At 60.9% G+C, this 23,168-nt stretch carries 19 protein-coding genes and 1 pseudogene; 16 read left to right on the top strand and 4 right to left on the bottom strand.

The window, feature by feature from the left end; genetic code table 11:
- Positions 1-39: 39 nt before the first annotated feature.
- Positions 40-537, bottom strand: coding sequence for an SDR family oxidoreductase (locus BLQ77_RS20550; protein WP_089962637.1), 498 nt, complete (start codon positions 535-537; stop codon positions 40-42).
- A 28-nt stretch (positions 538-565) separates the two neighbouring features.
- Positions 566-1,378, bottom strand: coding sequence for a DODA-type extradiol aromatic ring-opening family dioxygenase (locus BLQ77_RS20545; protein WP_009504343.1), 813 nt, complete (start codon positions 1,376-1,378; stop codon positions 566-568).
- 623 nt (positions 1,379-2,001) lie between these two features.
- Between BLQ77_RS20545 and BLQ77_RS20540 the strand changes: the two genes are divergently transcribed.
- Both BLQ77_RS20540 and BLQ77_RS20535 read left to right on the top strand, forming a co-directional pair.
- Positions 2,002-3,150 carry an efflux RND transporter periplasmic adaptor subunit gene (locus tag BLQ77_RS20540; protein ID WP_165617169.1) on the top strand — a complete coding sequence of 383 codons (1,149 nt, stop codon included), beginning with the start codon at positions 2,002-2,004 and terminating at the stop codon, positions 3,148-3,150.
- A gap of 31 nt (positions 3,151-3,181) precedes the next feature.
- Positions 3,182-6,262, top strand: coding sequence for an efflux RND transporter permease subunit (locus tag BLQ77_RS20535; RefSeq protein WP_009504340.1), 3,081 nt, complete (start codon positions 3,182-3,184; stop codon positions 6,260-6,262).
- Between the two features lie 64 nt (positions 6,263-6,326).
- Here the strand turns inward: BLQ77_RS20535 and BLQ77_RS20530 are convergent, their stop codons facing one another.
- Both BLQ77_RS20530 and BLQ77_RS20525 read right to left on the bottom strand, forming a co-directional pair.
- Positions 6,327-7,388 (bottom strand): flavin monoamine oxidase family protein, encoded by a 1,062-nt coding sequence (locus tag BLQ77_RS20530; RefSeq protein ID WP_089962635.1) that lies wholly within the window; start codon positions 7,386-7,388, stop codon positions 6,327-6,329.
- 165 nt (positions 7,389-7,553) lie between these two features.
- Positions 7,554-8,222, bottom strand: a complete 669-nt coding sequence (locus BLQ77_RS20525) for a cupin domain-containing protein (protein ID WP_089962634.1) — start codon at positions 8,220-8,222, stop codon at positions 7,554-7,556.
- 550 nt (positions 8,223-8,772) lie between these two features.
- On the opposite strand from BLQ77_RS20525, the gene BLQ77_RS20520 reads away from it, so the two are divergent.
- The 14 genes and pseudogenes from BLQ77_RS20520 (at position 8,773) to BLQ77_RS29480 (ending at position 23,146) form a co-directional block, all read left to right on the top strand.
- Positions 8,773-9,627 carry an SDR family oxidoreductase gene (locus BLQ77_RS20520; protein WP_009504333.1) on the top strand — a complete coding sequence of 285 codons (855 nt, stop codon included), beginning with the start codon at positions 8,773-8,775 and terminating at the stop codon, positions 9,625-9,627.
- A 38-nt stretch (positions 9,628-9,665) separates the two neighbouring features.
- Entirely contained in the window at positions 9,666-10,472 is an 807-nt protein-coding gene (locus BLQ77_RS20515; RefSeq protein WP_009504332.1) for an ABC transporter ATP-binding protein, read from the top strand.
- A complete protein-coding gene (locus BLQ77_RS20510; RefSeq protein ID WP_223870755.1) occupies positions 10,465-12,384 on the top strand; it encodes an AMP-dependent synthetase/ligase in 1,920 nt (639 codons plus the stop codon). Before BLQ77_RS20515 ends, BLQ77_RS20510 begins: the two co-directional genes overlap by 8 nt.
- Positions 12,385-13,271, top strand: a pseudogene (locus BLQ77_RS29900) (branched-chain amino acid ABC transporter permease).
- Positions 13,272-13,274: 3 nt separating this feature from the next.
- Complete coding sequence (locus BLQ77_RS20500; protein ID WP_009504327.1) at positions 13,275-14,348, top strand: branched-chain amino acid ABC transporter permease; 1,074 nt, start codon at positions 13,275-13,277, stop codon at positions 14,346-14,348.
- A 12-nt stretch (positions 14,349-14,360) separates the two neighbouring features.
- Complete coding sequence (locus tag BLQ77_RS20495; RefSeq protein ID WP_009504326.1) at positions 14,361-15,173, top strand: ABC transporter ATP-binding protein; 813 nt, start codon at positions 14,361-14,363, stop codon at positions 15,171-15,173.
- 33 nt (positions 15,174-15,206) lie between these two features.
- The gene (locus tag BLQ77_RS20490) at positions 15,207-16,445 is read left to right on the top strand and encodes an ABC transporter substrate-binding protein (RefSeq protein WP_311135904.1); all 1,239 of its coding nucleotides are present in this window, start codon (positions 15,207-15,209) and stop codon (positions 16,443-16,445) included.
- Between the two features lie 83 nt (positions 16,446-16,528).
- Positions 16,529-17,779, top strand: coding sequence for an ABC transporter substrate-binding protein (locus tag BLQ77_RS20485; protein WP_089962630.1), 1,251 nt, complete (start codon positions 16,529-16,531; stop codon positions 17,777-17,779).
- A complete protein-coding gene (locus BLQ77_RS20480; RefSeq protein WP_242661794.1) occupies positions 17,776-18,648 on the top strand; it encodes an enoyl-CoA hydratase-related protein in 873 nt (290 codons plus the stop codon). Before BLQ77_RS20485 ends, BLQ77_RS20480 begins: the two co-directional genes overlap by 4 nt.
- Positions 18,649-18,659: 11 nt before the next feature.
- Positions 18,660-19,442 carry an enoyl-CoA hydratase/isomerase family protein gene (locus BLQ77_RS20475; RefSeq protein WP_009504322.1) on the top strand — a complete coding sequence of 261 codons (783 nt, stop codon included), beginning with the start codon at positions 18,660-18,662 and terminating at the stop codon, positions 19,440-19,442.
- A gap of 39 nt (positions 19,443-19,481) precedes the next feature.
- Positions 19,482-20,240 (top strand): electron transfer flavoprotein subunit beta/FixA family protein, encoded by a 759-nt coding sequence (locus BLQ77_RS20470; protein ID WP_089962628.1) that lies wholly within the window; start codon positions 19,482-19,484, stop codon positions 20,238-20,240.
- A complete protein-coding gene (locus tag BLQ77_RS20465; RefSeq protein ID WP_009504320.1) occupies positions 20,240-21,166 on the top strand; it encodes an electron transfer flavoprotein subunit alpha/FixB family protein in 927 nt (308 codons plus the stop codon). The genes BLQ77_RS20470 and BLQ77_RS20465 overlap by 1 nt, the downstream gene beginning before the upstream one ends.
- A gap of 205 nt (positions 21,167-21,371) precedes the next feature.
- Complete coding sequence (locus tag BLQ77_RS20460; protein ID WP_009504319.1) at positions 21,372-22,529, top strand: acyl-CoA dehydrogenase family protein; 1,158 nt, start codon at positions 21,372-21,374, stop codon at positions 22,527-22,529.
- Between the two features lie 452 nt (positions 22,530-22,981).
- On the top strand, positions 22,982-23,146 hold the full coding sequence (locus BLQ77_RS29480; RefSeq protein WP_242661793.1) for a hypothetical protein: 165 nt from the start codon (positions 22,982-22,984) through the stop codon (positions 23,144-23,146).
- Positions 23,147-23,168: the final 22 nt, after the last annotated feature.

The following is a 23,168-nucleotide window of genomic DNA, read 5'->3' as shown; positions in this document are numbered from 1 at the left end:
GCTGGATGGTTCATCCCCATCTGTGATTATGTTGCGTTTTTAACAGGCTTCTGAAAATTCGGCAATGCGCGACGGTATGCCGTCGCCGCCATCTGCCCGGCCCAGTTCGACGATCTGCGGCACGGTATCCTCTGGCGACATCATCGTCCCGCGGTGGTCTGCCGCAATTCCGATCGGATTGTTCTCGTCCGGGTTGGTCAGAGAGGGATAGAGGATGTGCGGCACACCGACCTTCGTGGCGGCGGACATGGCGTTGCCACGCGCGGCGCGCCGTTTGCCCGTCGCGGGATCGCGCGCTGCGGCAAGCCGCCGCCGCCGCGCGTGGCCGTCAAAGGCCGTGCCGGATGTGGCCGGGTCATGGAAACCACCGGCCCTGTGTCGATCCCCCTTTCCCGCAGCGCGGCAAGCTCGTCCGCTGTGCGGGGTGATCGCGGCGATGGGTTCGGCCGCGCGCGCCAGAAGTTCGTCGATGACCCGACTGCCGAGCTGACCGGATGCGCCGGCCTGGATGAAGGGACCGTTGATCGCGTCGGGCATGTTCCGTGCTCTTTTGCGGAGCTGCTTGTCATCCGAACCGAAAGGCGCTTTCGAGCGCGCCGAGCACCTGATCCTCCAGGGTCTTGCGACCGATGTCTGCCCCCGCCGCACCCGCCACGACATGCAGCGGGATCAGGTGCTCTTCGCGCGGATGGGCATTGCGTGCGCCCGGTGCCTGCGACCAGCGCGCCAGCCTGCGGTTGCGTTCGTCGGGATCGGGGTTGGTGATCGCGTCGGTCAGCCAGGTATCGAATTCGGTGCCGGCCACCTCGCCCCGCGGGCCGGCGCGCAGGCTCTGCATAAGCACCCCCATGTTGTGATAGGTGTTGCCGCTGCCGAGGATCAGCACGCCTTCATCACGCAGGGGCGCAAGAGCCTGCCCCAGCGCGATATGGCGTTCCGGGTCCAGATCACTGGCAAGCGACAGCTGGACGCAGGGAATGTCGGCATCGGGAAAGGCAACCTTGAGCGGTACGAAGATGCCGTGGTCAAAGCCGCGCGTGACATCTTTCGCGACCGGAAGCCCGGCGGCGCGGATCAGGTCATGAACGCGCTCCGACAGCGCCGGATCGCCGGGCGCGGGCCAGGTCAATTCATAGGTGTGGGGCGGAAACCCGCCATAATCGAACAGCAGCGGTGGGGCGGCGTTGCTCTGCACGGTGAATGCGGGTTCTTCCCAGTGGCCGGAAATCACCAACAGCGCCTTCGGGCGCGCGGGCAATGTCGCGGGCAGGTCGCGCAGGTACTGGCGATGCCGGTCCCATTCGTCAGGCGGCGACCAGTCCATGAAAAAACAGGGGCCACCCCCGTGAGGAATGAAAAGAGTTGGCATGCGCGTCATGTCTGTCTGTCCTTCTCGGCTTGCAGGTAGCCTCGGGGTTGCCGTTCGGATGCTGTGGAACAGTTTGGGTGCGGCGTATGTTAAAGCAGGTATGGTAAGGTAACCAGCTGTCAAAAAAGTGAACACCGATGCCCGGAGCGCCACCACACTGTCGGGCTGCGCAAACCCGACATATGCGCGGGTGTGCCAGCGTTGAGGGCGGTGCGCCCGGTGACACGGCGCGTTGGTTTTCTTTACGTTTTGGCATCAGGTGCGTGGCATGATGCAACGTAGCGCCGCCGACGCGCCGAGCGGGGAGGGCGGTCTTTCTAACATCCGGCTTCGAAAGCGCCGACTGACCGATGCGTCAGAGCATTGCAAAAGAGCGGATCGGTTGCCGCGTTTCCGCAGGTCTACTCGGCGGGGAACGCCTGGCACAAGGGGGCGGGCCTTCCGCATCCACCCGCGTTTGACAACACGGTCGCGCCTTGGATCGGAGCGGGGAAGATCAAAACTGGACCTTGGTGCTGCCGCAGACTAACTCACACCGAAATCAAAACCGACCGGACGGTAAAGTTGCGAATGAGCCAGGGCAGCCAGCGGGATCAGGAAACGCGTCATCGAACGATTAAGGACAATGATTTATGAGCTCTATTAATAAGAACCGAAGCTGGAAACGGATCGCTTCGGTGATCGTGCTGGCGGCTGCGGCAGCCCTGGCTGTGTCGCTTCTTCCGGGGACACTCACGGATGTATTGGCCCAGACGGAAACAGACGCCGCGGCGAGCCAGACCGACACGGTGGAAACTCCCGACCCCGATCAACTGGTCACCGTCGAAGTGACCCGTGCGCTCAGCCGGGTGATCACTCAATCCCGTGGGGTCGCCGGCCGTGTCGAACCTGCCCGCACAGTGGATATTGCGTTTCAGATACCCGGACAGATATTTTCCCTCGACGTCGAACCGGGCGACAGAATTCGCGAGGGCGACGTGATCGCAGAGCTCGATCAGGCCGATTTCAATCTTGCCGTCGATCGGGCCCAGGCTTCCTTTGACCTGGCGAATTCCGAGTTCGAGCGCGCCTCGAGCCTTGCCCAGCGAGGGGTCGCCGCCGATGCGCGCCTCGATACGGCACGCGCCCAGTTCGCACAGGCCGACGTCGCGCTTCGCGAGGCCAAGCGACGCCTGTCCCAGACCCAGATCACAGCGCCCTTCGATGCGATCGTGGCGCGGACCTTCGCCGAGGAATACGTCAACGTCACCTCTGCCGCGCCGGTCGCGCGGCTGCAAGATGTCAGTGAGATGCGGATCATGATTTCTCTGCCCGAGGAGCTTGCGGCTGTTGCACGTTCCGCGCCCGACGCGTTCGACATCGTCGCGAGTTTTCCCGCAGTTCCGGGATACACCGCGCCGCTTGTCCAGCGCTCGTTCGCGACCGATGCCGATCCGACGGCGCAGACCTATGACCTGGAATTTGCAATCACGGGCGATATCGACCCGCGCCTCCTGCCCGGTATGACGGCGGATGTGCGCATCGCCGTCGCGTCGGACGAAAATCACCCGCAATCCGTCCTCGTTCCGGTATCGGCGGTGGACACGACAAGCCGAACCGACCCGTCCATCTGGGTTTATCAGGAATCTTCTGGCCAGGTCGCGCGCAGGACGGTCCGACTGGGGCTTCCGGTCGATGACGAGATTGTCGTCCTGCAAGGCCTGAACGGCGACGAGCTGGTTGTTTCCGGCGGCTGGTGGCGACTCAGAGACAATCAGTCAGTGACGGTTTCCGGCCTCTGATCCCGTATTTCAATAGGATCCATACACACCCATGGCATTCAGTATCTCACGCGCGAGCATCAAGCGTCCTGTGGCGGCTTGGCTGGTCATCATCTTCTGCTTCGTCGGCGGCTATTGGGGGCTGAATACAGTGGGCCGCCTCGAAGACCCCAGCTTCACTCTCAAAACGGCGCTTGTCTTCGTGCCTTACCCGGGCGCCACGGCCGTCGAGGTCGAGGAAGAGGTCGCGGATGTCGTCGAGAACGCGTTACAGCAGATGAAGCAGCTTGACCGGGTGGAATCAAAATCCATGCCGGGAATGGCCCAGATCACCGTCGAGATCGAGCAGACCTACGGCCCCGACGAAATCCCGCAGGTCTGGGACGAAATGCGCCGCCGCATCAGCGACGTAAAGGGCGACCTTCCCGCAGACGCCCGCCCGCCAATCATCAATGACGATTTCGGCGACGTCTATGGCATGTTCTATGCAGTGACGACCGAAGGGCTGAGCCCGATAGAACAGCGCGATCTGGCGACCACCCTGCGTCTTGGGCTGGTGACTGTCGATGGCGTCGCCAAGGTCGAGGTTCAGGGGCTGGCGGAAGAGGTGATCAACATCTCGATCCCGTCATCGCGGCTGACAGAGCTGGGTCTTCCTCCGAACCAGGTCCTGGGCGTTCTCGCCGATGAAAACCAGGTGTTCACGAACGGCGAGATTACCGAGGGCCCCGCCCGGATCGGCCTGTCGGTTCCGCCAGGCTATGTCAGCCCCGAAGGAATCGAGGAACTTCGGCTTGGCGTGGCGGGAGAGGTTGGTCAGGTCGCGGTCTATGACATCGCCAGAGTGACCCGCGACGAGGCCGAACAGCCCAGCCAGGTCATCCGGCAAAACGGAACGCCGGCCTTTACCCTCGGCGTGTCGGCGCTGACAGACCGGAACGTGGTCGAGGTGGGCAAGGGGGTTTCGGCCCGTCTGGACCGGCTCAAGGCGAAATTGCCGGAGGGTGTCGAAATCGTTCCGATCTACGAGCAACACGTCGTCGTGGACGAGGCCGTTTCCAGCTTTCTCGTCAGTCTCGGACAGTCGGTCGGCATTGTCGTTGCCGCGCTGATGCTGACCATGGGCTGGCGCGCGGGCCTGGTGGTGGGCTTGACCCTGGGGCTGACGGTGTTCTCGACGCTGTTCTTCATGTCTGTGTTCGGCATACAGATGGAACGGATCAGCCTTGGCGCGCTGATCATCGCCATGGGGATGCTGGTCGACAATGCCATCGTCATCACCGAGGGGATGGTGATCGGGATGGCGCGCGGAAAGACGGCGGAGGACGCCGCGGCCGAGACCGAAACCGCCACGTCGATCCCCTTGCTTGGCGCGACGGTTATCGGGATCATGGCGTTTTCCGGAATCGGGTTGTCGCCCGATGCGACCGGCGAATTCCTGTTCTCGCTGTTCGCGGTCATCGCGATCTCGCTGCTGATGAGCTGGGCGCTTGCCGTTTCGGTCACGCCCTACCTCGGCAAGCTGCTGCTTCGCGCGCCAAAGGACACGTCGGACGATCCCTACAAAGGGGCGTTCTACGGGGTCTACCGCTGGTTCCTGTGGCTTGCTTTGCGGTCCCGCGTCATTGTCGTCCTGGCAATCCTAGGGATTACCGTCTGGTCTGTGATGGCCTTCGGGCAGGTCAAGCAGGCATTTTTCCCGGCATCGAACACTCCGATCTTCTACGTCGAGGTCCAGATGCCACAGGGGACCGATGTCAACGTCACCGACGACGAGATGAAACGGCTGGAGCAAGTGCTTCTGGCCGAGAACAACGTGACGGACGTGACAACCCTTGTCGGGCGTGGCGCGAGCCGCTTCATGTTGACCTACAACCCCGAGCAGGCAGACCCCAGCTATGGCCAGCTTATCGTCCGGGTCGCGGACCCCGAGGCAATCTCGTCTATCGCAAGCCGGCTGAACCGGGATCTGCCCGCCGAATTTCCCCACGCTCTGATCCGTGTCGAAGAAATCGTGTTCGGGCCGCCTTCCGGTGCCGATGTGGCGGTTCGTTTTTCGGGGCCTGACCCGGTCATCCTGCGCAAGCTCGCGGATGACGCGATGCGGATTTACGAGGATGCCGGTACAATCACCAATCCGCGCACCAATTGGCGCCAGCGCGAGATCCTCATCGAACCCATCGTCGATGAATCGCGCATGCGTCTGGCCGGCGCAACGCGCGGCGCGATTGCCGACACCATTCAGTACGGAACCTCCGGGCTGCGTGTCGGTCAGCTGCGCGAGGACGACGAGGTGATCCCGATCCATCTCCGTCTTTCCGAGAACGAACGCGACGGGGTTGACCGCCTGCGTGACCTGTCTGTGTGGTCCGATGGGGCCGGATCATACGTGCCGATGGCCAACCTCGTGTCAAGTTTCGAAACCCAACTTGTCGAGGCGCTCATTCACCGGCGCGACCGCGAGCGGACCATCACTGTCCTTGGGGGCGCGCGCGGTGATCTGACCGCGGATGAAGCCTTTCGGAGCGTGAGGACCGATGTCGAGGCCATCTCGCTTCCTGACGGGTATAGCCTGGAATGGGGCGGAGAGTTCGAAAGCGCCCAGATGGCTCAGGAGAGTCTTGGAAAGCAGCTTCCGCTGGGCTTTCTTGTGATGCTGACGATCTCGATCCTGATGTTCAACAAGGTCCGCCAACCGCTGATCCTGTGGCTTGTCGTGCCGATGTCGGTGACGGGTATGGTGCTGGGGCTGCTGTTCACCGGATTGCCCTTTACGTTCACCGCGCTGCTTGGCTTCCTGTCGCTTTCGGGCATGCTGATGAAGAACGCCATCGTCCTGGTCGAAGAGATCGACCTGCAACGCGCCGAGGGTGTCGCGGATTACAAGGCGATCATAGATGGGTCCGTCAGCCGTCTGCGTCCTGTGGTGCTTGCGGCCGGCACGACGATCTTCGGGATGATCCCGCTTCTGCCGGATGCTTTCTTTGCCTCGATGGCGGTGACGATCATGGGCGGCCTTGCATTCGCTTCGGTGCTGACGCTCGTTGCGGTTCCGGTGCTTTATGCGCTCTTCTTTCGGATCAAGCCTCCGAAAGAAGACGCCGATCCCGAGAGCGCCGACGCGGCGGGCTGATCCGAAATCGTGCTGTGCGCGCGGCGGCATCCACCATTGCGGTGCCGCCGTCGGCCATCACATCTCAATCCCCGTTACGTTGCAGAGCGTCATAGCCGCGGTCCGCGGCCTCAAGCGCGCCTTCGAGAAAGCCGCCGAATGTCGGCGCGACCTCGGTCCCGGAGAGGATCAGCGCATTGTCCCAAAGCCGGGACAGAACGTGCGGAAGACCATAGTCGGGGTGCGCATGGACAGGCCGGTGATCCAGATCGGTTGCCGTGCACGGATCGGCCGCCCAGTCCTTGACAAAAAGGCTCTTTGGCGCCTGTGCTTCGGGGCCAAAGAGCCGGGACAACTGCGCGCGAAGCTGCCGGTCAAGGGCGTGGCGATCGCGCCTGCCTGCGGGCGGAACGCCGATAAAGCCGAATATGGCATAGGGCCCGCCCCGCATGGGGCTGGCATCGTGGCATTCGACCATCGGGCCGAACCTGCTCATCGCGTCACCGGACAGGCCCGCGTCCCGCCAGAAAGGACGGTCATAAACGGCCACGGCCTTGGCCTGTCCTGCCATCCAGGTCGGAATGCTCTCCATCGTGGCGATGGTGTCATTCGGCAGCGCCGGGACATAGGACAGCCGCGCCGCGATCCGCAGGGGCACGGTCAGCACGACCTGCTGCGCGTTGATTTCCTGCCCGAAATCGGTGCGGGCCGTGACGCCATCTGCCGTTCCGTGCAGCGCCCGGATCGGTGTCGCGCTTAGACGCTGGTCCTCGGGAATGTCGCGCACGAGGGCGTCGATAAGACTGCCCATACCGCCGCGCAGCCGCCATGAGCCTTGCATCGACGCAAAGCCTTGCCCACGCTGGATATGTCCGGTTTCATCTTCGTACAGAAGATCACCCTCGTAGAACTGGTCAAATCGTGTCAATCCAAGCCGCTCGGTCAGGGCGGCCATGCGGGGTTGACCGGGCCAGAACCAGGACGGGCCCAGGTCAAACGCACCCTCGCCAAACCGCTCGGTCAGGATACGACCGCCCCATCTGTCCCGGGCCTCGACCAGACGAAAATCGCGTCCTTCCGCGGCCAGCCGAGCGGCAAGGGCCAGTCCGGACAGACCGCCGCCGATGATAAGGGTCTGGGTTTGCACGTTTCAAATTGCCTTTGGCGTGGCTTGCAGATCGCCTATGATCCGGGGGGCCGTAATGTGAGACAGGTCAAGGGTGCGTCGCTCAACTGCCGAATGGCGCAGCCATTGCCCCGGCCTCTGGCGGCGCAGCGCCCAAGACGGACCGAGGCTTCCTGATCGCCATGATCAAACCGCCGGGGCTTTTGCATGGGTCAGGTGGCCTGTCTTGATCCAAAGCTTCGCCCCCTGATCGCCCGCCGTCGCGGTCAAAGCCGCGCCATCCGGCAGGCGCAGCCAGGCATTTCGTTCCAAAACGTCACCGTCTACCGTGACCGTGCCGCTGATGACCAGCATCTCGATCCCGCCCGGCGCATGTGACGTCATGGCGGCGCCCGCCTCCAGTTTGCTGTAGGCCACAACTTCGCGCGCGTCCCGGTGCAGGACTGCCGTGGCGACGCCCTCTGACGGAGCGCCAAGCTCGGCCTCCATATCCTTGTGGAACTGGGTGCGGTCGGCCATGTCGAACTGCCACAGCTTGACGAAGATCGTGCATCCCGCCTCCGATCCCGGCGTATGCGCGGTCGTGGGGGGGTTGCGCACATATGTGCCCGCCGGATAATCGCCATGCTCGTCCTGAAACACGCCGTCCAGAACGATGAATTCCTCGCCACCGCTATGGGTGTGCGCCGAAAACCGGCTGCCCGGCGCATAGCGCACGATGGTGGTGGCCCGCGCCACCTCATCGCCGATCCGGTCCAGCATACGTCTGTCCACGCCCTTGATCGGCGAAGGCTGCCAGTCGATCCTGTCCGAATGAACGACGACCGGTTTTGAGAAATCAGCGTTGAGTTCCACGACGTTCAGTCCTTCCTGGCCTCAGGCGCTTGGCAGAGGCTTTTAACTGGTTGATGGCCTATTGTTGCCAGTAGCTAGGCACGAGATTTGTAATGGCAAGTTCATTTTCCCTTGTCCTTGGGGCATCCGGCAGGCGTGCGGTACCGGACGGCCTGACTCCGGGCACCGCGATTTGCAAAAGCTTCGGGTCTTGCGATGGCGAAATGGCGCAGGCCCGAATGCACAAGGACGGCACGATCGACGCCGGGCGTGCGACCTGCGGTGTCGATTGCCGCGGGCGGGGCGAGCAAAGCCGCAGGGATCGCTTTCGGTGGATTCTGCGATGCCTGGACATATCCCGTCGCGCCCCTTGCCAGAGAAGCGCTGGCGTTCCGCATCGTACCGGTGTCCGCGCGGACACTCTTGATGGCAGTGGATAAAATCGTTTATTTTCAGGTATTTGCCATGTGAATGCGAGGTGCGGGCACAAAGCATATTCTTGTCTTGATTAACTTTCTAACGCGCGTTAGATTATCGAAATAACCCCAAATGGGGATAGGGAGGAGGCGTCATGAATAAGACGCAGTTCGGTTCTTCGCCAGAAGACCTGAAAGTGCGCTCGACCGTTTTCGCACGCGATCTGTTCGCAGGCAAGACCGCTGTTGTCACAGGGGCGGGCGGTGGTCTGGGTCTGGCGATTGCAAGCCTGTTCGCCAGGCTGGGTGCCAACCTTGCGATAAACGGGCGCAACGAGGAAAAGCTGGCGTCGGCCACGGAATTTCTCGAAGGTCTGGGTGCCAGAACCTTTGCCATGCCCATGACCATCCGGGATCCCGAGCAGGTCGAGGATTTCGTTGGCCGGGTAAATCAGGAATTCGGTTCGATTGACGTATTGGTGAACAATGCAGGGGGGCAGTTTCCGCAGGCCGCCCTGGATTTCAGCCCAAAGGGCTGGAATGCCGTCATCGACACCAACCTCAATGGAACCTGGTGGATGATGCAATCCATGGCGCGCCATTGGGTAAAGCACGAACAGCCGGGCGCGATCGTGAACATTGTGGCCGACGTCTGGCGCGGGATGCCCGGCATCGCGCATACCTGCGCGGCCAGGGCGGGGGTGATATACCTGTCCAAATCGGTCGCAGTAGAATGGGCGCCGCATGACATCCGCGTGAACTGCGTGGCGCCGGGGTGCTGCGAAAGCAACGGTTTCGGGAACTATCCCGAGGAGGGCGCGGCAACCTTTCAGGACTCCAATCCGATGCGGCACGCCGGGGACGAATGGGATGTCGCGGAAGGCGTTGTCTATATGGCGGCCAGTTCCGGAAAATTCGTGACTGGTGAAGTTCTGAACATCGACGGCGGGCAACAGATGTGGGGCGATCCCTGGCCGACAGGGCGACCGGATTATTTCCGGATTTCCTGATACAAGCGACGAACCTAGCGGGGGACAACAGGATCCAGATGATGACGCAAAGAACAACAGATGTCGGTACCGGTGATGGGGCAATACTGGAGTGCCGTGGGATTGAACGGCGGTTTGGCGGTATCGTCGCTGTCACAGGTGTGGATCTCGTCATTCAACCCAAGGAGATCTTTGGTCTTGTCGGTCCGAATGGCAGCGGCAAGACAACGCTTACGAACGCGATCACCGGATTCTACCCTCCGAATACAGGGACTGTCCGGCTGGCGGGAAATGACATCACGGGCACCGCGCCGCACAAGGTTGCAAAGCTCGGGGTCGCCCGAACCTTTCAGAACCTTGCCCTGTTCAACGGAATGAGCGTTCTGGACAACATTCTGCTTGGGCGACACATCCACATGAAGCAGGGCGTTCTGCGCACGGCGCTTTACTGGTGGGTCGCGCAGCGCGAAGAAATCGAGAACCGTAAAATCGTCGAAGAGGTGATCGAGTTTCTTCAGCTTGAGAGCATTCGGCACGAGCTGGTCGATGGCCTTCCGATCGGCCTGAAAAAGCGCGTCGAGCTTGCGCGCGCGCTGGTGGCGGAGCCGCAATTGCTGATCCTCGACGAGCCGATGGCAGGTATGAACCAAGAGGAGAAGGGATATATGTCCCGCTTCATTCTGGACGCTCGGGCCGAACGCGGCGTCAGCGTCCTTCTGATCGAGCACCACATGGATGTCATCATCGGCATCTGCGACCGCATGCTGGCGCTGAACTACGGCGAAATGATCGCCAGCGGCATTCCTAGGGAAGTTGTAAAGCATCCGAGGGTCATCGAGGCATATGTTGGAGGGACGCATGGCTGAAGAGGCGACATTGCAAGTCTCCGCCAGCGAGACGATCGGCACATTGCTGGCGCGGAACGCGTCACGCTACGGGTCGAGTATTGCGCTTCGCGAAAAAGAGCGCGGAATCTGGAAAGAAAGCACCTGGGCCGAGTATGTCGAAGAGATTCTGGCCTGCGCGGCTGGACTTGAAAAGCTCGGAGTAGAGCCGGGCAAGGCCGTGCTTGTTCTGGGCGACAACCGTGCGCGGCTCTACGCTGGCATGCTTGCGGTTTCCCTGCTCGGGGCCTACGCGATGCCGGCCTATCCGGGGGCGACGCTCGAAGAGCTTCAGCATTTCCTGGGCGAAGTCGAAATCGTGGCGGCCATCGCGGAAGATCAGGAGCAGGTCGACAAGATTCTCGAGGTCCGGACCGCGGGCGCGAGCGGCATCGCTCATGTCATATACGACGAAACGCGCGGGCTTGGATTTTATGAAGACGACGGACTGATGTCATGGGATCACCTGATCGATATCGGCCGACATGATCTTAACGAGGATCCGCACCGCCGAGAGTCAATTCTGAACCGCACAAAACCCGACGATCCGGCAATTTTCATGCATTCCTCGGGGACGACCGGCAAACCGAAAGGGATCGTCCTGAGCCAGAAGAACGTTCTCGCCGCGGCAAGAAACGGCCATGCAGCCGGTGCCTTCGAGGAGAACGAGGAAGTGCTGGCCTATCTGCCGATGGCCTGGGTGGGTGACTTTGCCATTACCGTCGCGGCGGCGCTGCTTTGGCGCTTTACCGTGAACGTGCCCGAGCGGCAGGAAACGGTCGTGCGCGACATGCGGGAAATCGCACCGACCTTTTACCTTGCGGCCCCCCGAAGCTGGGACCAGATGCTGACGACGATCCAGGTCGGCATGGAAAATTCGACCCCGTTGAAGAAATGGCTGTACCGTTTCTTCATGGACCGGGCGGTTGCTGCCGAGACGCGTAAGCTGAATGGCGAGAGCGGCGGTGCGTTGGAGCCTCTGGGACGGCTTCTGGGAGAGGCGATCGTTTTCGGTCCGATCAAGGACCAGTTCGGGATGAGCCGCCTGAAGAATGCGTTCACCGGCGGCGAAGCGATCGGCGAAGACACTTTTGTTTTCTACCGGGCTCTTGGGATCAAGCTGCGCCAGCTCTATGGCCAGACCGAAAACAGCGCGATCAATGCGATCCAGTCTCCGGGCGAGGTACGCCTTCACACCGTTGGCAAACCGGTGCCGGGCGTCGAGCTGAAAATCGCGGACGACGGGGAAATCCTGATCCGCTCCGACAGCGTGTTCAAAGGTTATTTCAACAAGCCCGAAGCGACTGCCGAGGCCCTTGAGGGAGGGTGGCTGCGTACCGGCGACGCCGGCTATGTGGAGGAAAACGGGCAACTCGTGGTGTTGGGGCGTGTCTCCGAGGTCATGTATACCGCCGGCGGTGAACGCTATGTGCCGAACTATATCGAGAACCGGCTGAAGTTCAGCCCGTACATCAAGGATGCGGCGGTGCTTGGTGCCGGGCTGGATGAACTCACGGCGATGGTCTGCGTGGATTTCGAAGCGGTCGGACACTGGGCCGAGGTGAACGGCGTGCCATACACGTCCTATGCCGATCTGTCCCAGCGCGCCGAGGTTGCCACGCTGCTGCACGGGGCTTTCAAGCGGGTGAACAACGCCCTCACCGAGCCATTGCGCCTGCAACGCTTTGTCAGCCTGCCGAAAGAGTTCGATCCGGACGATGGCGAGATCACGAGAACACGGAAACTGCGTCGCAAGGTCGTGGAGGAACGTTATGCCGACGTCGTCGCGGCGCTCTACGATGGTTCAAAAGAGGTCCATGTAAGCGCCCAGGTGACTTACGAGACCGGCGAAGTCGGGAAGGTCGAAAGAAGCCTTCCCATCAGGGAGGTATGAATGGACTGGGTCTTTCTATCAGAGCTTGCGATCAACGGTGCCCTGACGGGCCTTCTGTATTCGCTTTTCGCCATCGGCCTTGTGCTGATTTACAAGGCTTCCTCGGTGCCCAATCTTGCGCAGGGCGGGCTGACGATGGTCGGGGCCTATGTGGTTCTTGCTCTGTCCCATGATGCGGGCCTGCCGCTTTGGGTCGCCATTCCCCTCGGTGCGGTCATCATGTTCGCGCTGGGTTTCGGAATCGAGCGTGTGGCACTGCGCCGTCTCGCGGGGCGCCCGGTCGTCATGATCCTCATGTTGACGCTTGGCCTGGACATCTTCCTGCGCGGCACAACGCTTGCAATCTGGGGGGTACGTCGCGGTCGATGGAATTGGGGGTCAGTTATGAACCGCTGTTCGTCGGCGACATCTTCGTCAGTCGCATCCATCTGGTCGGCGCAGCGGTCACGATCGCGTTCTTTGTCGCCTTCATGCTGTTTTTCCGCACGCGAACCGGCGTGAAACTGCGGGCCATCGCGGATGACTACATGGCCTCGTGGTCGGTCGGGATTTCGGTCGAGCGCGGCGTCGGCCTGTCCTGGGCCCTGGCATCGGTCGTTGCCCTCGGGGCGGGCGTCATCTGGGGTGAAATCCAGGGCGTCGATCAGTCGCTGTCACTGTTGCTTCTCAAAGGTCTGACGGTCGCTGTCCTTGGTGGACTCGACAGTATCCTGGGGGCGGTGATCGCCGGTCTCATCCTGGGGATCGTGGAAAACGTGGGCGCCGACTTCCTGGATCCGCTTGTCGGGGGGGGAAGCCGCGAACTGATCGTCGCCGCCGTGCTTATTCTGACAGTCATGATCCGTCCGCACGGACTGTTCGGCCGTCACGACATCGAAAGGGTGTAAGGAATGTTTTACCGACTCTCCGGTGTTCACCACGCCGACTATGTATCCGACACCCGGATCTTCAAGTTGCCTGCCGACCGGAATCTGGCTGCGTTCATCTTTCTGTTCGGTCTTGTGGCACCGTTCATCATACCGTCGCTTTACCTGAACAGTTACATACTGCCGTGGCTGATCTGGACGGCGGCCGCCCTTGGGCTGAACCTGGTGACGGGGTGGGCCGGCCAGCTTCATCTGGGCTATGCCGCGGTCATGGCGGTTGGCGCGTATTCCGCGATCCACGCCGCGCGGTTCGGGATTCCCTGGGAATTCGCCCTCATCATCGGTGGGCTGTCATCGTCGGTAATCGGCAGCCTGTTTGCCTTTGCGGCATTGCGGGTGAAAGGTCTGTATCTTGCGCTCACGACGCTTGCGATGCAATTCGTGATGGACTGGGTGCTGACCCATTCGCCGGCGATCACCGGGGGCTCACATGCGTCGCTGCAATCTCCGACGCTGGCGCTGCTTGGGCAGGATATCACGTCGGATGCCGGCTATTACTATGTCGCCTTCGGATGGTGCGTGCTGGTCACGATTTTCATGTTGAATCTGAAGCGTACGGGTCTGGGCCGCGCCCTGGTCGCCGTGCGGGAAAAGGACTTTGCCGCCGCGATCCTGGGGGTGAACAGTTTCTACTACAAGATCCTGGCCTTCGCGACATCGTCCTTTATTGCGGGCGTCAGTGGCGCCCTGCTGATTGCGACCTTCTTTTTCCTGGCCGCGCCCGAGCAGTTTTCGGTAAACGTTTCGATCCAGGTTCTGGCAATGGTGATTGTCGGCGGGCTTGGCAGCGTCATCGGATCCTATTTCGGTGTTGCCTTGATCCTGCTCGTACCCGGTCTTGTGAACGGTCTGGTCGTTGCGGGAAGTGCCGGACTTGGCACGCAGATCAATGTCGAAACGCTCGCCCATATCCCGAACGCGGTCTATGGCGCGCTGATCGTCGTGGTTCTTCTGATCGAACCGTTGGGGCTGGGAAAGCTTTACGGAAACATCCGGGACTATCTGATGGTCTGGCCCTTCGATCAGCTCAGGAAGTAAAAAGGAAAGCCGATGCAGGAAAAGGTCGAAGCCCAGCCCATTCTGTCGATGAACAGTGTCGAGGTGCTGTATGACAACGTGATGCTGGCGATCAAGGGTGTTTCGATTCAGGTCCCAAAGGGCGAGATGATCGCGCTTTTGGGGTCGAACGGAGCGGGGAAAAGCACCACGCTGAAGGCGATCAGTGGACTTTTGAAAGCTGAACGCGGGCGCGTCAGCCGGGGTGAAATCAGGTTCAACGGAACGGATATCACCGAGATGCTTGCCCAGAACCGCGTGGAGTTGGGCATCTGTCACGTCATCGAAGGACGGCGCGTCTTTGAACATCTTACGCCGGACGAAAATCTGACGGCCGCCGCCCCGACCGGAATGTCGCGATCGGATCTGAGCGGGGAAAAGGAGAAGATATACAACTACTTCCCCCGGCTTGCCGAGCGGCGCAATTCTCTGGCGGGCTATCTGTCGGGCGGCGAGCAGCAGATGCTGGCCATCGGTCGCGCGCTGGTGACCCAGCCCAGCCTGCTGATGCTGGACGAGCCAAGCCTAGGACTTGCGCCGTTCCTGGTGGCCGAGATCTTTGGCATCCTACAAAAGATCAACAAGGAAGAGGGAATGTCGGTTCTGCTTGTGGAACAGAACGCCCTGGCCGCTCTGGAGATCGTTTCCGAAGGGTATCTGATCGAAAACGGCCGCGTTGTCATGAACGGCACCGCCGAAGCTCTCAAATCAAACTCGGACATTCAGGAATTCTATCTCGGAGGAGGTGAAGGGACGGATTTCCACAATGTCAAACACTACAGCCGACGCAAACGTTGGCTGAGTTGAGGTTCCAAACAGGCAGTGTTCAGGGAGGAAAAGATGAAACAACTTACCAAGGCGTTAGCAGCACTTTCGATGATGGGCGGCCTGATTACCGGGACGCAGGCTCTGGCCGAGCCGTTCAAGGTGGGTGTCTGTTATGATCTCAGCAAGGCGTATACTTTTGCGACACCGCAGGTTTCGCAGGCCGCGCTGGATCTCGCAAAGCTCATAAACATGAAGGGCGGGATCGGCGGCGAGCCGGTTGAAGTCATCGTGCGCGACCACGGTAACGAACCGCAGCGTGGGATCGAATGCTATTCGAGGCTGAGCCGCGAGGGGGTCTTTGTCTTCGATACCCTGTCCACGCCGGTGTCTCTGGCGATTCTGCCGCGTGCGATGCAAGACGAACGCGTTCTCATGCAGTCGCTTGTCGGTCGTGGCGATGCGGTGGACGGCACGGTATTCGACTGGGTGTATCCGGCCGGCCCGTCCTACTGGGGGCAGGTGGCCAACGATATCGGCTATATCAAGCAATTGCACGACGGCGATCTTTCGGACGTCAAGGTTGGCTACATCTATTTCGACTACCCGTTCGGGCAGGAGCCGATCGAGATTCTGCAGACGTTGTCGGAAATGGAGGGCTTCGAGCTTCTGCTCTACCCGGTGCCGCTGCCTGGCAGCGACCAGTCGGGGGCCTGGTCGAAAATGCGCCGCGACAAGCCCGATCATGTGATTTCGTGGATGCTTGGCGGTGCGCATGTCGTTGCTTCGAAAGAAATGCAGCGCAATCGCATTCCGATGGAAAAGTACATTTCGGTCAACTGGCTGAACGAAGTGGATATCGCCAATATCGGGACCGAGGCCGCCATCGGACTGAAGCGCGGCACCAATGTCGTGGGGGGGCCGGACGTGGCCCTTCGGACCGAGATCATAAGTGAACTTTATGACAAGGGGCAAGGTTCGGGTCCGTTGGTCAATACGCAAGACGTTTACTACAATACCGGCCTGGCGATGCACTCGATCATTTTCGAGGCCGCGCGACGGGCGGAAGAGATGGAAGGCCTTCCAATCACCGCGCAGTCCTACAAGGCCGGACTGGAGTCTCTGGAAAACTACGACGCCAACGGGCTGATGGCGCCGATCACGCTGACAGCAGAGGATCACGGCGGCGGCGGCAAGACCCGCATCGAGATGTGGGACGGAGAGACCTGGGTGCCGCAAACCGACTGGCTCGCGGAATACAGCGATGTGGTGTGGGACGTGGTCAGGGAAAGTTCCTCGAAATACGAACAGTGACGGTCAGCTAGCACAAGGGTCGGCGGCGGCGCGCCCGAATAGCGATAAGCTGCGCTGATGTCGATCAAAGGGAGAAAGAAAGCATGGAAATCAAACAGCACATCAAGGCGGTGGCGCTCACCGCCGCGTTGGCGACAGGCGCGACTATTGCGTCCGCGCAAGACAAGGAGCCGATCCGGTTCGGGCTCTGTTTCGACCTCAGCAAATCGTATACGTTCATTTCGCCCCAGGTGGCCCAGGCCGCCCAGGATCTCGCGATGTACACCAACGACAACGGTGGCATCGAAGGGCACCCGGTTGAAGTCATCGTGCGCGACCACGGCAACGAACCCCAGCGCGGCGTGGAATGCTACGAACAGCTCAAGCGCGACGGCGTTTTCATTTTCAACTTCCTGTCCACGCCTGTCACCAACGCTGTCATGCCGCGTGCGATGAAGGACGAAAACCTTCTGATGCAGTCTTTCGTTGGCCGTGGCGATGCGGTTGACGGCGAGGTGTTCGAATGGGTTTTCCCGGTGGGTCCGACCTACTGGCAGCAGGCCGCCAACGACGTTGCCTTCATCAAGGAGCAGCTCGACGGCGATTTGAGCAACGCCAAGGTCGGGTTCATCTATCTGGATTATCCGTTCGGTCAGGAACCGATCGAGATCTTGAAAACCCTGTCCGAGAAAGAGGGCTTTGAACTCGAGTTGTATCCGGTTCCGCTGCCCGGGTCGGACCAGTCCGGCGCGTGGAGCAAAATTCGCCGCGACAAGCCTGACTATGTCATCAGCTGGCTGCTGGCTGGTGGACATGTGGTCGCCTCCAAGGAAATGCGTCGCAACCGGTTCCCGATCGACCGTTACCTGACATCGAACTGGCTGAACGAGGTCGATATCGCCAACATCGGCGCGGAAGAGGCGACGGGCATTCTTCGCGGCACCAACGTCGCCGGTGGCCAGGAAGTCCCGATCGTGAAAACGATGCTGGAAACCTACTATGCCGACGGCAAAGGCAGCGGGCCCGAAAGCTTGGTGCGTGACGTGTATTACAACATTGGCATGGCGATTTATTCGGCCGGGTTTGAAGCCGCGCGGATGGCGATCAAAGAAAACGGTTGGCCGCTGACCCCGGAAACCATGAAGACGGCCTACGAGGCGCTTTCGGGATACGATGCCAACGGCCTGATGGCTCCGTTGTCTGTGACACCCGAAGATCACGGCGGCGGCGGTAAAACCCGCATCGAGCAGTGGGACGGCGAAAAGTGGGTTCCGCTGACAGACTGGAGCGCCGAGTACCTCGACGTTGTGTGGGAAGTGATCAAGGAAAGCTCCGAGAAGTTCACCGTCGAATGAGCTTGAACACCCCCGCGCGCGACATCGTCGCGCGGGGGAACCTCGGCCCGAGTTTTCCATCGGGAATGTCCCAAAGAAACGAGGCAGATATGATGAACCCTATTGACGTGAAGATCGAAGACGGCATCGCGACCGTCAGTATCAACCGGCCCGAGCGCAAGAATGCGCTGTCGGTGGCCGCAACGAACGGGCTGGCGGATGCCTGGGAAAAGATCGAGGCGGATGACAGCGTTCGCGTCGCCATTCTGACCTCGGCCGATTGCGGTGTGTTCTCTGCCGGGATGGATCTCAAGGAAGCTGCCCAGATCGCGCGTGACGAGGGGGTCGATATTCTGTCCAAGATGCGCGACCCGTTTCACGAAACCATGCGCGCCTGCAAAAAGCCGATCATCGCCGCCATGACCGGATCCCTGATGGCCGGCGGCATGATGCTGACGCTCAACTGCGATCTTCGCGTTGGCCTCATGGGCACCAAGGTCGGCATCACCGAGGTGAAGATCGGGCGCGGGTCTCCGTGGGCGGCTCCGGCTCTGTCGATGCTGCCCCAACCGATCCTTATGGAAATTGTCCTGACCGGTGATCTGATGCCGATCGAAAGACTGCACGATTACGGGTTTACCAACTATCTTGAGGAAACGCCGGACGCCGTGCGCGCGCGGGCATATGAGCTTGCCAGACGGATCGCCAGCGCGGCCCCGCTTTCGGTTATTGCGGCGAAAGGCGGCGTGCGCGCAACCATGGATCTGGGCTGCGCCGGCGGCCTCGAAGAGGGAAGGCGCCTGCATGAGGTCGTCTATGCCAGCAATGATGCTGTTGAAGGCCCCAAGGCGTTTGCCGAAAAACGCGCGCCGGTCTGGACCGGAACCTGACGGAGGCTGGAATGACCGAACTTATTCGCTTTGAAAAAGATGGCCCTGTCGGCATCCTGCGCTTTGTTCAGACCAACAAGCGCAACCCCTACAGCATCGCCTTCGTCGGGGAACTGGTGGCGCATCTGCGCGACGCCGAACAGGATGACACGATCCGGGCGGTGGTCATGACCGGGGGCGATCATTTCAGCAGCGGCGGGGATCTGGTCGGGTTCCAGTCCGAGGTTGCCAAGGGGGCCAGGGCCACGTCCGAAATGGTCGACAAGGTTCACGATGGCGGACGCGCCGCATATCTTTTTCGCAAGCCGCTGATCTCGGCCGTCTGCGGTGTCGCTTTCGGTGCCGGTCTGAGCCTTGCTCTTTCGGCGGATATTGTCGTTGCCGCCGAAGATGCGCGGCTGTGCGAGGTTTTTGCCCGCGTTGGCGGTTGTCCCGATACAGGGTCAAGCTGGCTGCTCCAGCAACGCGCCGGCGCGGGGGTGGCGCGGATGCTTGTTCTTACCGGTCGCGAGATCGACGGGCGAACCGCGAAGGAATTGCGCGTTGTGGAAGAATGCGTTCCTGCCGAGCAGGTCGAGAAACGTGCGCTTGAGATCGCCCGCGAAATTGCCCCCCATCCGATGTTCGGCGTACAATCCGCCAAACGCGTGATGCGCGCCGCAGCCGAATGCAGCTATCTGGAAGCGCTGGACATCGAGCGTGATGCCCAAAGCGTTCTGTTGTGCGCGCATGATTTCCCCGAAGCCATGAAGGCGTTCTCGGAGAAACGAAGACCCGAATTCAAGGACCGTTAAGACGGTCGAAACCACATCAATAACTGGAGGAAACCGCTCATGAAGGTGCTGGTGCCTGTCAAACGCGTGATCGACTACAACGTGAAAGTACGCGTCAAAGCGGACGGTTCAGGTGTCGATCTTGCCAATGTGAAGATGTCGATGAATCCGTTTGACGAGATTTCCGTCGAACAGGCGATCCGCCTCAAGGAAGCGGGTCAGGTGGACGAAGTCGTGGTCGTTTCCATCGGGGTCAAGCAAAGCCAGGAAACGCTGCGCACCGCTTTGGCGATGGGCGCGGACCGTGCGATCCTTGTTGTGGCGGCGGATGACGTGCACAACGATATCGAGCCTCTGGCCGTTGCGAAGATCCTCAAGGCGATCGTTGACGAAGAGCAGCCAGGTCTTGTGCTGTGTGGCAAGCAGGCCATCGACAACGATATGAACGCCACCGGCCAGATGTTGGCCGCCCTCATGGGCTGGTCGCAGGCGACCTTCGCCTCGGATCTGGAGATTGTCGGCGACAAGGCAAAGGTCACCCGCGAGGTGGACGGCGGTCTGCAAACCATCGAAGTGTCCTTGCCGACGGTCGTGACCGTCGACCTGCGGCTGAACGAGCCGCGCTATGCGTCGCTGCCCAACATCATGAAGGCCAAGAAAAAGCCGCTGGATGAAAAGACTCCCGCCGATTACGGCGTTGATGTCGCCAATCGTCTGGAAATCGTGAAGACCGCAGAACCCGAGGCCCGCAAGGCGGGGATCATGGTCGAGTCGGTCGATGAACTGGTATCGAAACTCAAAGAAGCGGGGGCTGTGTAATGGCTGTTCTACTTCTCGCAGAAGTCACCGATGGTGAACTGGCGTTTGACGCAACTGCAAAAGCCGTTACGGCTGCAAAGCAACTGGGCGACGTGACCGCGCTCTGCTGCGGTGCCTCGGCCGCCGCCGCGGGCGAGGCCTGCGCCAAGATCGACGGCGTGGCAAAGGTACTCGTGGCCGAAGATCCCGCCCTTGGGCACCGGCTTGCCGAACCCACCGCGGCGCTGATCGTTAGCCTGGCGGGCGACTACGAACATATCGTCGCCCCCGCCACCACCGACGCCAAGAACGTGCTGCCCCGCGTCGCCGCGCTGCTGGACGTTATGGTGATTTCCGACGCTTCGGGCGTGGTCGACGGGGACACGTTTGAACGCCCGGTCTACGCGGGCAACGCGATCCAGACCGTAAGATCCAAAGACGCCAAGAAAGTCGTGTCCTTCCGGACCTCGACCTTCGACGCGGCGGGGACGGGCGGCTCGGCTGCGGTGGAAACCATCTCGGCTGCGGAAAATCCGGCCCTTTCCGAATGGATCGAAGACAAGGTTGCCGAAAGCGACCGTCCCGAACTGACCTCTGCCGGTGTGGTTGTTTCCGGCGGGCGCGGTGTCGGCTCGGAGGAGGATTTTGCCCTGATCGAAAAACTCGCCGACAAGCTGGGCGCCGCAGTCGGCGCGTCCCGCGCGGCGGTTGACAGTGGCTATGCCCCGAACGATTGGCAGGTCGGCCAGACCGGCAAGGTTGTCGCGCCTGGTCTTTATGTGGCCGTTGGCATCTCGGGCGCGATCCAGCACCTTGCGGGCATGAAGGATTCCAAGATCATCGTTGCGATCAACAAGGACGAGGAAGCCCCCATTTTCCAGGTTGCGGATTTTGGACTGGTTGCCGACCTGTTCACCGCCGTGCCGGAACTGGTCGAGAAACTCTGAGCCCGACATAGCGAAACCGCAAAAGGCCCTCTGATCGCGGAGGGCCTTTTTCATGCGGCGGTGGTGTTGTGTCGCGTCGGGAACCGCGCGTTGCGCGTCCCGGAAACGTAACGGAATTGCCAGGGCCGGCTCCGGATCGTTGTCAGAAAACAAAACACTTGGTAGTTTTTTCGAGATGCAAATAAGGCTCCACAGGTAAAGAAACATGTCTCTGATCAAGAACACGACAACCTGGGCTTCTGATGAACACAAGATGTTCGCGGACAGCACGCGCAAGCTCTTTCAGGCGGAAATGGCCCCCAATATCGAGAAATGGGCCGAACAGGGTATCGTCGATCGCAGCTTCTGGAAAACAGTTGGCGAGCAGGGCGTGATGGGGGGCTCGATCGACGAGGATTATGGCGGGTCCGGCGGCGGAATCGGGTTCGATGCGATTACGATTTACGAGCAGGGGCGCGTCGGAGACACCGGTTGGGGCTATGGCATCCAGACCATCGTTATCCACTATATCAATGCCTACGGCAGTGAAGAGCAGAAAACGAAGTGGTTGCCGCGGCTGATCAGCGGCGACAGCGTTGCGGCCATCGCGATGACCGAACCGGGAACGGGCTCGGACCTTCAGAGCGTCCAGACCCATGCCGAAAAGGACGGTAATCATTACAAGATCAACGGCTCGAAGATCTTTATCACCAACGGACATACCGCCGATATCATCGTCATCGTGGCCAAGACGGATCGCAGCGCCGGTGCCAAGGGCGTGTCCCTGATCGTTCTGGAAACCGAGGGCGCGGAGGGCTTCCGTCGTGGGCGGAACCTCAGGAAGCTGGGCATGAAAGGGTCTGACACGGCCGAACTGTTCTTTGAGGATGTGCGGGTGCCGACAGCCAACCTCCTTGGTCAGGAAGAGGGGCAGGGGTTCTATCAGCTGATGAAGCAACTTCCGTGGGAAAGGCTGATGATCGGCATCACCGCGCTTGGCTTCATCGACTTCGCGATCGACGAGACGGTGAAATACGTTCAGGACCGCAAGGCCTTTGGCAAGCGGATCATGGATTTCCAGAACACCCGTTTCAAGCTGGCGGAATGCAAGACAAAGGCCGAATTGCTGCGCACGTTTGTCAATGACGGCATCGCGCGGCTTGAGGCCGGCGAGCTTGACGCGGCCACCGCTTCGATGGCGAAATGGTGGGGCAGCCAGACGCAGAACGAAGTCATGCACGAATGTCTGCAACTGCACGGCGGTTACGGCTTTATGATGGAGTACCCTATCGCGCGCCTCTACGCCGACAGCCGGGTTCAGATGATCTATGGCGGCACCAATGAGATCATGAAGGAACTGATCGCCCGGTCAATGGATATCTGAACGGACTTGCCCTGGTCGCCCCCTGATCGCCGTCGAGGCCGGGAACCTTCGCGGTATGTCGTGCGATAAGCGGCGGTCGTACTGGGCCGGGGCCTCGAAGACCCGGAGCGGCGGTGGGGGCCGGATTGTCCCTTCGCAGGGGTGCTCGGTCGTATCCCTCCGGTGGGGGCCGTCTGACGGGGCGTTGGAGGCGATGATAAGTCCGACGTTATGGTCGACCTTACGGTCACACCCCGGATCGAGATCCTGTCCACCGAGGATGCGCCGCGTCGTCGGTACTGGAGCGATGCCGACAAGATCAGGGTGGTCGAGAAAGCCTTGGGGGACATCGGCAGGTCTCAGCGACAGCGCGGCGGCATGGCATCTGCCGTTCGCTGCTGACCGTCTGGCTGACCGTCTGGCGGCGACAGTATCGGAACGGTGAGTTCGCGACCCAGAGCGGTCCGGCGTTCGTGCCGGTGAAGATGGTGCCCGACTTGGATACCCAGTCGTTGCGGCAGCCGGCCCCGGACATCCAGCTCGAGATCGTTCTGAGGAGCGGGCGGCGCCTGCTCGTGCCGTCTTCGGTGGACCCGGAAGCATTGGCCCGGCTGCTGCCGATCCTCGAGGGCAAATGATCGCCTTCCCGGCGGGGGGGGG

This window comes from Salipiger thiooxidans, assembly GCF_900102075.1.
In the GTDB taxonomy this organism is placed as follows: Bacteria; Pseudomonadota; Alphaproteobacteria; order Rhodobacterales; family Rhodobacteraceae; genus Salipiger; species Salipiger thiooxidans.
Note: the sequence above shows the minus strand (reverse complement) of the source record. Positions and strands in the feature narration are given on the sequence as shown.